Raw genomic sequence first — 12537 nt, forward strand, 5'->3', positions numbered from 1 at the left:
TTGTCGCGGGCTTCCCTGCGACAAGGCCGGTACATGCAGTTACTGCCCGAGGCTGCTGACAGCCTGCCTGGCTGCCATCTCCTGGCCTGCCCGGGCCAGTTCATCGGCAGCTTTCAACCAGCGCTGGCGGTCCACCTGGGCCGGCAGTTGCCGCGGTTGCTGGACCAGCACCGCCCAACTCCCCTGCGCCTGCCACGCCTCCTGAAAATCATCGAACGCCATCAGTTGCCGGCGATGCATGCCTGAACGCAGCAGCACGCGCTGCTTGTAGCTGTCGTAGCCGACCAGGACCGCATAGCGCGGCTCACTCCACCAGGCCGAACCTTCCTGATAGCGCAACAGCACCGGATTGCCCGCCGCTACCTGCGCGAGCAAGGCGTCCAGGCGCTTGTCCAGCGGATACACGACCATGCCGTAATCGCGTGCGACTGCCGGCATCGAGGTTTCCAGGGCATCGGCGCCTTCTGGCAACTTCAACGGTTTATCGAGCAAGCCTGGGGTGATGCGCACCCCTTGTTGCGAGAGGATACCGGCCAAGGCCATTGCGCCACTGTGATTGGCGTTACCACGAAAGAACGGCACGCTGCTGATCTCGACCCGCTGAGGCAGGCCCTTGGCCACAGGGGGCGGGCCGCTGGCGCACCCCGCCAGGCCAACGGCCACCAGGCAGGCCGCGATGACTCGACGCGGGTGGTTGAGCAACGACTTGAACGGAGCTTGCAGCATGGGCACTCGCTTGTTTCGAAGCCCGGCAGACAGCGCCCGGCGATGGACACTGATCATAGGTCGGACGCGGCCATGGGTATAGTCCGACAAAGCCTTGTAGCGAATCGGACCAAGCCTTAGACCTAAGATCAATGGAACGTCACAGTCGTCGAGCTAGACTAAAGCAGTGTCTGGAAGGCGAGCCTGGGGCTGGCCGGAGAGAGGGAGGCACACATGAGCCTGACAATGGCAATTCTAATGCTGGTGGGCATGTGGATCAGCGTCGCAGCCGCCATGCTCTGGGGGGTTCTGCGCATTGTGCGCAGGCATTCGCAACATCACCTGCCGCCGCAGGTTCGGCCTAAACATGCGCCAGTACGCCGGGCTACTGCGCATTGAACTGAGAATTTGGGGCAGCTGCGCTGCCCTTTCGCGACACAAGGCCGCTCCCACAGGGATGGACCGCGTAGCTCAAGTGGCGTACGCGGTCTCTGTGGGAGCGGTCTTGTGTAGCGAAAGGGGCGCAAAGCGCCCCAGCTGTTGCATCAACCTTCTGCGGCTTCACGCTTCATACGTGCCCGGCGAGCAAAGATGTTGAGCATCTCGATCGCGGTCGAGAAGGCCATTGCTGCGTATACATAGCCTTTAGGCACATGCGCGCCGAAGCCTTCGGCGATCAGCGTCATGCCGATCATGATCAGGAAGCCCAGCGCCAGCATCACCACGGTCGGGTTGTCGTTGATGAAGTTGGCCAGCGGGTCGGCCGCCACCATCATCACGATCACGGCAACCACTACGGCGATGATCATGATCGGCAGGTGCTCGGTCATGCCTACGGCGGTAATGATGCTGTCGACCGAGAAGACGATGTCCAGCAGCAGGATCTGGAAGATCGCCGCGGCAAAGCCCAGGGTAACCGTGTTGGAGACCTTGGCCTCTTCCTTGGCACCGTGCGGGTCGACACTCTCGTGGATCTCCTTGGTCGCTTTCCACAACAGGAACAAGCCACCGGCGATCAGGATCATGTCCTTCCAGGAGAAGGCATTACCAAACACCTCGACAACCGGATCGGTCAGCTGCACGATCCAGGCCACGGTGCTGAGCAGCGCCAGGCGCATGATCAGGGCCATGCTGATACCGATCCGACGGGCCTTGGAGCGGTATTCCATCGGCAGCTTGTTGGTCAGGATCGAGATGAAGATCAGGTTGTCGATACCCAGTACGACTTCCATCGCCACCAGGGTGGCCAAGGCAACCCAGGCGGTCGGGCTTGCGGCGAGTTCCAGCAAATATTCCATGAATCAATCCTGTTTCAAGTCTTGGGGTCAGATGTCCTGGGTCTTGTCCTGGTCATTGCCAGGCTTGGCCGACTTCTCGCCCTCGCCGCCAATGGCCTCGTTCAAAGCCTGCTGGGCTGCATCGTTGGTCTTGTCGATCGCCTGCTTGGCGGTTTCGGCCGCCTGGTCGAGCATTTGCTGGGCAGATTTTTCCGCCTGATCGCATCCTGCCAGGGTAAACAGGGCCAGGGCCAGCACCAACGGGGTGCCGATGGATTTCAGTTGTAGCATGGGTTCCTCACTTGTCTTGTCCGTTAGGCGCACGCGGCGCCTTATGGCACGCATTCTAGTGAAGCGGAAACATCCGGAAAATTCGTTTTTTTAGCGGTTATACTTCGGTTTTAACGAATCCGGAAAAACGCCACATGCTCAATTACCGCCAGCTGCATTACTTCTGGGTGGTCGCCAGGAGCGGCAGCATCGTGCGCGCCAGCGAACAATTGAACCTCACCCCGCAGACCATCAGCGGGCAGATCAGCCTGTTCGAGCAGACCTACGGCCTGGAATTGTTTCAACGGGTTGGGCGTCAACTGGAACTGACCGAGACGGGTCGGCAAACCCTGGTGTATGCCGAGCAGATGTTCCAGATCGGCAGCGAGCTGGAGGCCATGCTCCGCGCCGGCCCTCAGGAGCAGATCCTGTTTCGTGTGGGCGTGGCCGATGTGGTGCCCAAATCCATCGTCTATCGCCTGCTGGCGCCAACCATGGAGCTTGATGGTGTACTGCGCATCAATTGCCGGGAAGACAAACTGGAACGCCTGCTGGCTGACCTGGCCATCCAGCGTCTGGACCTGGTGATTTCCGACAGCCCGATGCCCAGCCACCTGGACATCAAGGGTTATAGCCAGAAGCTGGGCGAGTGCGGCCTGAGCTTCTTTGCCACCCCTGCCCTCGCCGAGCGCTACGGCCAGCCGTTTCCGGCTTGCCTGGATGACGCGCCACTGTTGATTCCGGGCCAGGAGACCGTGGTGCGCAGCCGCCTGCTGCGCTGGTTGTCGGAGCAGCAGGTGCAGCCGCGGATCATTGGTGAGTTCGATGACAGCGCGCTGATGCAGGCGTTTGGGCAGTCGGGCAGCGGCATCTTTGTGGCGCCGAGCGTGATTGCCGAAGAGGTGTGCCGGCAGTATAGGGTGGTGCTGATCGGGCAGACCGAGGCGGTGAACGAATCGTTTTATGCGATTTCGGTGGAGCGCAAGGTCAAGCATCCGGGGATTGTGGCGATTACCGAGGGGGCGCGGCGGGAGTTGTTTCACTGGTGATTTAGCGGTGGCTGTAGTTGGGGCCGCTTCGCGCCCCTTTCGCGACACAAGGCCGCTCCCACAGACAGCGCGCCTGCCTCACAAGCGACGCCACACCTGTGGGAGAGAACAGCCCGATAAAGGTCTATGTTAAAGTCGCGCCCGTCCAATTCCCTGAGATTGCGCTGCACATGTCCCCTGTCCTTCGTCTGCTCAACCGCACCAGCCTGGTCACCCAGATCGTCATCGGCCTGGTCGCCGGCATCGCCCTGGCCCTGCTCGCCCCTACCGTGGCCGGCGATGTCGGGTTTCTTGGCAAAGTGTTCGTCAGCGCCCTGAAGGCGGTGGCACCGATCCTGGTGTTCATCCTGGTCATGGCGTCGATCGCCAACCACCGCCACGGCCAGGAGACCCATATCCGGCCGATCCTCTGGCTGTACTTGCTGGGCACCTTTGCCGCAGCGGTCGTCGCCGTGGTCGCCAGCATGGCGTTCCCTTCCAACCTGGTACTCACTAGCAGCGAAACCGCCCTCAGCGCGCCCGGCGGGATCACTGAGGTGCTGCAGAATCTGCTGTTGAGCGCCGTCGACAACCCGGTAGCAGCACTGCTCAACGCCAACTTCATCGGTGTGCTGACCTGGGCGATCGGCCTGGGCATCGCCCTGCGCCATGCCAGCGACGCCACCCGTACGGTGGTCGACGACCTGTCCAAAGGCGTCACCCTGATCGTGCGCGTGGTTATCCGCTTTGCACCGCTGGGTATTTTCGGTCTGGTCGCCTCGACCCTCGCCCAGTCCGGCCTGGACGCCCTGCTCGGCTACCTGCACCTGCTCGCGGTATTGATTGGCTGCATGCTGTTCGTCGCGCTGGTGATGAACCCGCTGATCGTGTTCTGGAAGATTCGCCGCAACCCCTACCCGCTGGTGCTCATGTGCCTGCGCGAGAGCGGTATCACAGCGTTCTTCACCCGCAGCTCAGCAGCCAACATTCCGGTCAACATGGCACTGGCGGAAAAACTCGGCCTGCATGAGGACACCTATTCGGTGTCGATCCCGCTCGGCGCAACCATCAACATGGCCGGCGCGGCCATTACCATCACCGTCCTGACCCTGGCAGCGGTACATACCCTGGGTATCACCGTCGATATGCCAACCGCCGTGCTGCTCAGCGTGGTAGCTGCGGTCTGCGCGTGCGGCGCGTCAGGGGTGGCGGGCGGCTCGTTGTTGCTGATTCCGCTGGCGTGCAGCCTGTTTGGTATTCCCAGCGAAGTCGCCATGCAAGTGGTGGCGGTCGGCTTCATCATTGGCGTGCTGCAGGATTCGGCCGAAACGGCGCTCAATTCTTCGACCGATGTGATCTTTACCGCGGCTGCGTGCAAGGCGCAGGAACGGCGCAACGCCTGAGATTGCCTGGGGCGTTTTGCGCCTCTCACGCTATACACGGCCGCTCTCACAGCGGCCGTGTTGTGGCAATTGCTTAAGTGCGCAGCTTTACCTAGGCTAGAGGCCTTTCCTCGCATCGAGACAGGGCCATGTCAGAACACCAAACCGCCAGTGAAGGCCGCTTCAACAGCACCGAGATCCGTATTCTCGGCGCGCTGATCGAAAAGCAGGCCACCAGCCCTGAAAGCTACCCCCTGACCCTCAATGCCCTGGTCCTGGCCTGCAACCAGAAGACCAGCCGCGAGCCAGTCATGAACCTCTCTCCCGGTCAGGTCGGCCAAGCCCTGCGCGCGCTCGAAGGGCAAGGCCTGACCCGCCTGCAGATGGGCAGCCGTGCCGATCGTTGGGAACAAAGGGTGGACAAGGCTCTGGAGCTGGTACCGGCGCAGTTGATCCTGATGGGGTTGATGTTCTTGCGCGGGCCGCAAACCATCAATGAGCTGTTGACGCGCAGCAATCGCCTGCATGAGTTCGAAGATGGCGATCAGGTCCAGCATCAACTGGAGCGCCTGATTTCGCGGGGCCAGGCCGTCCACCTGCCACGCCAGGCCGGTCAGCGTGAAGACCGCTACACGCACGCCTTGGGTGATCCGGCGGAGATCGAAGCGATTCTCGCGGCACGCCAGCAAGGCGCCACTGAGCGCAGCAGCGCTGGCAGCGTGGCGGAAGAGCGCATTGAAGCGCTCGAGGCGCGCATCGCTGCGCTGGAAGAGCGACTGGCCCAGCTCGAGGGTTGATTCAGGCGCTGTCGGCTTTGGGGAAATTGCGACAGCTTTTGCGCTCGGCCAGCTCCTTGTCGCTGGGGCGCTGGTCGACGAATACGGTACGGCCGTCGGCGTAGATTTCCAGGTAGCCCCAGTGCAGGTCCTGCTCCTGTTGCCCGGGTTGGGGTGGTACTAGCCACCAGGGTTCGCGGCTGATCAGGGTCATCGGTCGGCTCCGGACTTAGTCTGTCTCACTATAGCTGGCAGTAGCGGCCTCTTCGCGGGGCAAGCCCGCTCCTACAGGGATTGCGCCGAATTCAGAATTTGCGCAATACCTGTAGGAGCGGGCTTGCCCCGCGAAGAGGCCGCTACTGCCACCGCAAAACCCAGACAAAAAAACGCCGCCCATACAGGCGGCGTTTGCTCACCCAGCTACCCGACTCACGCCGGCGCGGAGCTTCGGATCAGGTGATCAAAGGCCGACAACGAAGCCTTGGCCCCCTCACCCACCGCAATCACGATCTGCTTATACGGCACAGTGGTCACATCACCCGCGGCAAACACCCCAGGAATATTGGTCTGGCCCTTGGCATCGACGATGATCTCGCCGCGTGGCGACAGCTCGACCGTACCTTTGAGCCAATCGGTATTGGGCAGCAGGCCGATCTGCACGAAGATCCCTTCCAGTGCCAGGTCATGCAGCTCATCGCTGCTGCGGTCCTTGTAGCGCAGGCCGTTGACCTTCTCGCCATCACCCAGCACTTCAGTGGTGAGCGCGCTGGTGATCACCTTGACGTTGGCCAGGCTGTGCAGTTTGCGCTGCAGCACGGCATCGGCGCGCAGTTGGCTGTCGAACTCGATCAAGGTCACCTGAGCCACGATACCCGCGAGGTCGATGGCCGCTTCGACACCGGAGTTGCCGCCGCCGATCACCGCCACACGCTTGCCCTTGAACAACGGCCCGTCGCAGTGCGGGCAGTAGGCAACGCCACGGGCGCGGTACTGCTGCTCACCCGGCACGTTCATTTCGCGCCAGCGGGCACCGGTGGCGAGGATCACCGTCTTGGCCTTGAGCGAGGCTCCGCTGGCCAGGCGCACTTCGTGCAGACCGCCAGCAACGGCCGGGATCAGCGCTTCGCCACGCTGCAGGTTCATGATGTCGACGTCGTACTGCTTGACGTGCTCTTCCAGCGCCGAGGCGAGTTTCGGGCCTTCGGTCTCTTGCACTGAAATAAAGTTCTCGATGGCCATGGTGTCGAGCACCTGGCCGCCAAAACGCTCGGCAGCAACGCCAGTACGAATGCCTTTGCGCGCGGCATAGATAGCTGCTGCGGCGCCGGCTGGGCCACCGCCGACCACCAGCACGTCGAAGGCCTGCTTGGCGTTGATCTTCTCCGCCTGACGGCTGCCAGCGCTGGTGTCGATCTTGCCGAGGATTTCTTCCAGGCCCATGCGGCCCTGACCGAACACCTCACCGTTGAGGTAGATGCTTGGCACGGCCATGACCTTGCGGGTCTCGACCTCGTCCTGGAACAGCGCGCCGTCGATGGCCACATGGCGCACGTTGGGGTTGAGCACCGCCATCAGGTTCAGCGCCTGGACCACGTCCGGGCAGTTCTGGCACGACAGCGAGAAGTAGGTTTCAAAGGTGAACTCACCTTGCAGCGCCTGGATCTGCTCGATCACTTCGGCGCTGGCCTTGGACGGGTGGCCGCCAACTTGCAGCAGCGCCAGCACCAGCGAGGTGAACTCATGGCCCATGGGGATGCCGGCAAAGCGCAGGCCGATATCAGCACCCGGGCGGTTGAGCGAGAACGATGGGCGACGGGCGTCACTGCCGTCCTTGCGCAAGGTAATCAGGTTGGACAGGCCGGCGATTTCCACCAGCAGGTCGTGCAATTCGCGGGACTTCGCGCCGTCGTCGAGGGAGGCAACGATCTCGATCGGCTGGGTGACCCGCTCCAGGTAGGTTTTCAGTTGCGATTTAAGCGTGGCGTCCAACATACGGGCGATTCCTTGTTCAATCTGCAGATACAAAAACGCCCAGGCAACAGTGCCCGGGCGTTTGGCGGGGCGGGGAGTACTTCAGCTTTGGCGGCTGCTCACCGCCCGCGATTGGCGCACGATCTTAGATCTTGCCAACCAGGTCCAGCGAAGGGGCCAGGGTGGCTTCGCCTTCTTTCCACTTGGCCGGGCAGACTTCGCCTGGGTGGGCGGCAACGTACTGGGCAGCCTTGACCTTGCGCAGCAGCTCGCTGGCGTCACGGCCTACACCGCCGTCGTTGATTTCAACGATCTTGATCTGGCCTTCCGGGTTGATCACGAAGGTACCGCGATCGGCCAGGCCGGCTTCTTCGATCAGCACGTCGAAGTTGCGCGAGATGACGTGGGTCGGGTCACCGATCAGCGGGTACTTGATCTTGCCGATGGTTTCCGAAGTATCGTGCCAGGCTTTGTGGGTGAAGTGGGTGTCGGTCGACACGCCGTAGATCTCGACGCCCAGCTTCTGGAACTCAGCGTAGTTGTCGGCCAGGTCGCCCAGTTCGGTTGGGCAGACGAAGGTGAAGTCGGCTGGGTAGAAGAACACGACAGACCACTTGCCTTGCAGATCGGCTTCGCTCACCTGAACGAATTCGCCGTTGTGGAAGGCAGTTGCGTTGAACGGTTTGACTTGGCTGTTGATGATAGGCATGAGATGTGTTCCTTCATGGGGTTTGAATTCGTTGACGGAGAGAATCCTAACGAATGATCCCGGGGAAGGCTCATTGGCAAAGCTCATGCTGACGATTGGTTTTGGCTATAACCGGGGTTTATTAATAGAAGGGATTGAGCTGAGCAAAGCATTGCGCAGGTATTGTGCGGTGGCAGTGAGGGCCTCTTCGCGGGGCAAGCCCGCTCCTACAGGGTATGCGCCGCATTCAAGGGCTGGGCAAGCGCGGACATTGTGGGAGCGGCCTTGTGTCGCGAAAGGGCCGCAACGCGGCCCCGGCATTCTTGAGTGAACAGCATCAAGTCAAGCGGCGCGGTATCAGCGGGTAACGGTCCGCATGGTGACGAACTCTTCAGCCGCCGTCGGGTGCACGCCGATGGTCTCGTCGAACTGCTGCTTGGTCGCGCCGGCCTTCAACGCGATACCCAACCCCTGGATGATCTCGCCAGCGTCCGGGCCGACCATGTGGCAACCCAGAACCTTGTCGGTCTCGGCGTCCACCACCAGCTTCATCAGGGTCTTTTCCTGGATATCGGTCAGGGTCAGCTTCATCGCCCGGAAGCGGCTTTCGAAGATCTGCACCTTGTGCCCGGCTTCCAGCGCCTGCTCCTCGGTCAGGCCAACCGTGCCAATCGGCGGCTGGCTGAACACCGCGGTGGGGATGTTCTGGTAGTCCACCGCCCGGTACTGCTCGGGCTTGAACAGACGGCGCGCCACGGCCATGCCTTCGGCAAGCGCTACCGGAGTCAGCTGAACCCGGCCGATGACATCGCCGATCGCCAGGATCGACGGCTCGGTGGTCTGGTACTGCTCGTCAACCCGCACATAGCCGCGCGGGTCGAGCTCGACGCCGGTGTTCTCCAGGCCCAGGTTGTCCAGCATCGGCCGGCGCCCAGTGGCATAGAACACGCAGTCGGTGATCAGCTCGCGACCGTCCTTGAGGTTGGCCTTGAGGCTGCCATCCTCGAGTTGATCGATGCGCTGGATATCGCTGTTGAACTGCAGGTCGAGGCCGCGCTTGTCCAGCTCTTCCTTGAGGTGGGTACGCACCGAGCCATCGAAACCGCGCAGGAACAGGTCACCGCGGTAGAGCAAACTGGTCGCGCTGCCCAGCCCCTGGAAGATGCCGGCAAACTCGACGGCGATGTAGCCGCCGCCCACCACCAGGATGCGCCGCGGCAATTCCTTGAGGTAGAACGCCTCGTTGGAGGTGATGGCCAGTTCCTTGCCGGGGATATCCGGCACCTGTGGCCAGCCACCGGTGGCGATCAGAATATGCTTGGCGCTGTAGCGCTGGCCTTCGACCTCGACCTCATTCGCGGCGGTGATGCGCGCATGGCCTTGGAGCAAGGTCACGCCACTATTGACCAGCAAGTTGCGATAGATGCCATTGAGGCGTTCGATCTCGCGGTTCTTGTTGGCGATCAGCGTGCCCCAGTCGAAATGCCCTTCTTCGAGGGTCCAGCCGAAACCTGCGGCCTGCTCCAGCTCATCGGCGACGTGCGCGCCGTACACCAGCAGTTTTTTCGGCACGCAGCCGACGTTGACGCAGGTACCGCCCAGGTAGCGGCTTTCAGCCACGGCAACCTTCGCGCCGAAACCCGCCGCGAAACGCGCGGCACGCACACCGCCGGAACCGGCACCAATCACGAACAGATCAAAATCGTAGGCCACAATCCAGACTCCACAAAAAAAGCCACCCGAGGGTGGCCGTTTTTCTACTTGGCTGCAAGCTTCACGCTGCAACAGGCAGCGTGAATGCTGGTGTCAGCGGGCGGCTCAGTAAGCCTTGCCGGTCTTGTAGAAGTTCTCGAAGCAGAAGTTGGTTGCTTCGATGTAGCCTTCGGCACCACCGCAGTCAAAGCGCTTGCCCTTGAACTTGTAGGCAATCACGCAGCCGTTCTGCGCCTGCTTCATCAGCGCATCGGTGATCTGGATCTCACCGCCTTTGCCTGGCTCGGTTTCTTCGATCAGCTTGAAGATGTCCGGGGTCAGGATGTAGCGGCCGATGATCGCCAGGTTGGACGGTGCATCTTCTGGTGCAGGCTTCTCGACCATGCTGTTCACGCGGTAGATATCGTCGCGGATCATTTCGCCGGAAATAACCCCGTACTTGTTGGTTTCCTGCGGATCGACTTCCTGGATGGCCACGATCGAGCAACGGAACTGGTTGTACAGCTTGACCATCTGCTGCAGCACGCCGTCACCGTCGAGGTTGACGCACAGGTCATCGGCCAGCACGACCGCGAACGGCTCGTCGCCGATCAGTGGGCGACCGGTGAGGATCGCGTGGCCCAAGCCTTTCATTTCAGTCTGGCGCGTGTAGGAGAACGAGCACTCGTCCAGCAGGCGACGGATACCGACCAGGTATTTTTCCTTGTCGGTGCCCTTGATCTGGTTTTCCAGCTCGTAGCTGATGTCGAAATGGTCTTCCAGAGCACGCTTGCCGCGGCCGGTAACGATGGAGATCTCGCTCAGGCCAGCCTCCAGTGCCTCTTCAACGCCATACTGGATCAGTGGCTTGTTCACCACCGGCAGCATTTCCTTGGGCATGGCTTTGGTAGCGGGCAGGAAGCGGGTGCCGTAACCGGCTGCCGGGAACAAGCATTTCTTGATCATATACGTCCTTAACAAGGGCTTAGCGTACGAATTTGGCGCAGTCTAATCAGGCGGCACGCACCTTACAATGCCCCGCCTGTGGCGACCGATGCCATGATAGAGATAACCCAGTGTAGTTAGTTCCGATGAATCGTAAATATTGCCCCGCCGAACAGCACCGGCCGGCAGCCACGTTCTAGCATCATATGGCCTGTGCCGAGGCTATCGCAGGGCCATCCCGCGGCCATTACATCCCCTGCCCGATCACCACGCCATCAACCTTCTGCCCATACAGATTGACGCCGTCATTGGCATGGAACTTCACCCGGGTCTTCTCCACCGAACCCTCGACCAGGCGCGGATCCTGCGGCCTTTCGTGGCGGTTGATCCACGCAGCAACGTCCCACGCCTGCTGATCGCTCAAGCTGCCCGGCCGGCCCAGCGGCATGTTGTACTTGATGAACGACGCCGCGGTATTGATCCGGTGCATCCCGGCGCCCCAGTTGTAGGAATCCTTGCCCCACAGCGGCGGCATCACGTATTCGCCTGCAACCTGCTGGCCCTCACCCTTGTCGCCATGACAGATGGCGCATTGCGCCTGATACACCTGCTGGCCGCGCTTGAAGTCGTAGCCAGCCTTGGGTTGGGCTACCTCCGGATAGCCACGGCCAGCGATCTCGACCCCTGTCGGCGCCTGGGTCGACAGCCAGTAGGAATAGACACTCAATGCGGTCATCTGCTGGCTGTCGGCCGCCGGCGGCTTGCCGTTCATGCTGAACTGGAAACACCCCTGGATGCGTTCGGCGAAGGTATTCACCTTGTCGTTCTTCTTGCGATACGCCGGATACATCGGATACGCACCCCACAGCGGCGCAGAAAACGCCATGCGCCCCTGGTCGAGGTGACAGTTGCTGCAGTTCATACCGTTACCCACCGCTTCGGGCATCAACCGCCGGGTATCGACAAACAGCGCATGGCCCTCGCGTACCATCTGGCCAAAGGCGTTATCAGGCAACTGGTCTTCTGCGGGCGGACTGAACTGAGCCGTTGCCTGCGCTTGGCCGACCTTGAGCTGAGACTGATCTTCCATGGCGATCGGAGCGGCCTGTGAGCTGCCCACGGCCACCAGCAACACGGCTGCAATTATGGGTTTCATGGCTTGACCTCCTGACTCAGCGGATGGGCGAAAAATGCCGCGATTGCGGTGATTTCGGCATCGGTCATGGCCTTGGCCACGCCGACCATCAGTTGGTTGGGGTCGTTGCGACGGCTACCCTCGCGCCAGGCATTGAGCTGCGCCACCAGGTAGCCCTGGGGCTGGCCGGCCAACGGCGGGAAGTGCTCACCAACGCCACTGCCACCTGGCCCATGACACTGCACACATCCAGGGATCTGCCGACTCCAGTCGCCATACAGCGCCAGCCGCGACACCGGGTCAGTGGCAATCTGTTGCCGGCGCAGGTCAGGCGCAGCATCGCTGGGCAAATCGGCCAGGTAGGCACTGACAGCCGTGGCCTCCTCGGCGGTCAACGCCTTGGCCAGCGGCTCCATCACCGCCTGCTTGCGACTGCCGCTGCGAAAGTCATTCAGTTGCTTGTTCAGGTAACCGGCCGGAAGGCCGGCCAAACGCGGGAAGCCTGCGGCGGCGATGCCTTTGCCATCCGCGCCGTGGCAGCCCAGGCAGGCCAGGGCCGCGGGGTTCTGCCCGCCTTGAGTGAAGATTTTCTGGCCATCGGCGGCATGCGCCGCAGGCCAGGCCAGGATCAGCAAGGTGCCGATCGCGACGCGCCTCAACGGTATCAT

The 12537-nt window shown here is 61.7% G+C and carries 14 protein-coding genes; 4 read left to right on the forward strand and 10 right to left on the reverse strand.

All coding sequences use genetic code 11. The features are described from left to right. Window positions 1-39: 39 nt before the first annotated feature. Window positions 40-783 carry a peptidase C39 family protein gene (locus J3B00_RS19295; protein ID WP_209870351.1) on the reverse strand — a complete coding sequence of 248 codons (744 nt, stop codon included), beginning with the start codon at window positions 781-783 and terminating at the stop codon, window positions 40-42. Between the two features lie 156 nt (window positions 784-939). On the opposite strand from J3B00_RS19295, the gene J3B00_RS19300 reads away from it, so the two are divergent. Continuing rightward, window positions 940-1104: a hypothetical protein gene (locus tag J3B00_RS19300; protein WP_209870354.1), complete on the forward strand. Its 165-nt coding sequence runs from the start codon at window positions 940-942 to the stop codon at window positions 1102-1104. Window positions 1105-1250: 146 nt separating this feature from the next. Here the strand turns inward: J3B00_RS19300 and J3B00_RS19305 are convergent, their stop codons facing one another. Together J3B00_RS19305 and J3B00_RS19310 are read right to left on the reverse strand one after the other, a co-directional pair. Then, the gene (locus tag J3B00_RS19305) at window positions 1251-2003 is read right to left on the reverse strand and encodes a TerC family protein (protein ID WP_209870358.1); all 753 of its coding nucleotides are present in this window, start codon (window positions 2001-2003) and stop codon (window positions 1251-1253) included. Window positions 2004-2030: 27 nt separating this feature from the next. After that, a complete protein-coding gene (locus J3B00_RS19310; RefSeq protein WP_209870361.1) occupies window positions 2031-2273 on the reverse strand; it encodes a hypothetical protein in 243 nt (80 codons plus the stop codon). Between the two features lie 134 nt (window positions 2274-2407). Here J3B00_RS19310 and nhaR point away from each other — a divergent pair, with 134 nt between their 5' ends. The 3 genes from nhaR to J3B00_RS19325 all read left to right on the forward strand — a co-directional run bounded on the left by nhaR (window position 2408) and on the right by J3B00_RS19325 (window position 5459). After that, window positions 2408-3301, forward strand: a complete 894-nt coding sequence (nhaR, locus tag J3B00_RS19315) for a transcriptional activator NhaR (RefSeq protein ID WP_209870364.1) — start codon at window positions 2408-2410, stop codon at window positions 3299-3301. Between the two features lie 170 nt (window positions 3302-3471). Beyond that, entirely contained in the window at window positions 3472-4683 is a 1212-nt protein-coding gene (gene sstT, locus J3B00_RS19320) for a serine/threonine transporter SstT (protein WP_209870367.1), read from the forward strand. Between the two features lie 128 nt (window positions 4684-4811). Beyond that, window positions 4812-5459, forward strand: coding sequence for a DUF480 domain-containing protein (locus J3B00_RS19325; protein WP_209870372.1), 648 nt, complete (start codon window positions 4812-4814; stop codon window positions 5457-5459). Window position 5460: 1 nt separating this feature from the next. Here J3B00_RS19325 and J3B00_RS19330 read toward each other — a convergent pair whose 3' ends face one another. The 7 genes from J3B00_RS19330 to J3B00_RS19360 all read right to left on the reverse strand — a co-directional run bounded on the left by J3B00_RS19330 (window position 5461) and on the right by J3B00_RS19360 (window position 12537). Then, window positions 5461-5652 carry a hypothetical protein gene (locus tag J3B00_RS19330; RefSeq protein WP_209870375.1) on the reverse strand — a complete coding sequence of 64 codons (192 nt, stop codon included), beginning with the start codon at window positions 5650-5652 and terminating at the stop codon, window positions 5461-5463. A gap of 215 nt (window positions 5653-5867) precedes the next feature. Then, window positions 5868-7430, reverse strand: a complete 1563-nt coding sequence (ahpF, locus tag J3B00_RS19335; RefSeq protein WP_209870378.1) for an alkyl hydroperoxide reductase subunit F — start codon at window positions 7428-7430, stop codon at window positions 5868-5870. A 124-nt stretch (window positions 7431-7554) separates the two neighbouring features. Further along, window positions 7555-8118, reverse strand: coding sequence for an alkyl hydroperoxide reductase subunit C (gene ahpC / locus J3B00_RS19340; RefSeq protein WP_186556717.1), 564 nt, complete (start codon window positions 8116-8118; stop codon window positions 7555-7557). 336 nt (window positions 8119-8454) lie between these two features. Then, window positions 8455-9810, reverse strand: a complete 1356-nt coding sequence (gene gorA, locus J3B00_RS19345) for a glutathione-disulfide reductase (RefSeq protein WP_209870381.1) — start codon at window positions 9808-9810, stop codon at window positions 8455-8457. 105 nt (window positions 9811-9915) lie between these two features. Next, window positions 9916-10755 (reverse strand): UTP--glucose-1-phosphate uridylyltransferase GalU, encoded by an 840-nt coding sequence (gene galU, locus J3B00_RS19350; protein ID WP_209870383.1) that lies wholly within the window; start codon window positions 10753-10755, stop codon window positions 9916-9918. A 226-nt stretch (window positions 10756-10981) separates the two neighbouring features. Next, a complete protein-coding gene (locus J3B00_RS19355) occupies window positions 10982-11890 on the reverse strand; it encodes a c-type cytochrome (protein WP_209870387.1) in 909 nt (302 codons plus the stop codon). After that, on the reverse strand, window positions 11887-12537 hold the full coding sequence (locus tag J3B00_RS19360; protein ID WP_209870390.1) for a c-type cytochrome: 651 nt from the start codon (window positions 12535-12537) through the stop codon (window positions 11887-11889). The genes J3B00_RS19355 and J3B00_RS19360 overlap by 4 nt, the downstream gene beginning before the upstream one ends.

It is taken from the genome of Pseudomonas sp. BP8, assembly GCF_017875955.1.
GTDB lineage: Bacteria > Pseudomonadota > Gammaproteobacteria > Pseudomonadales > Pseudomonadaceae > Aquipseudomonas.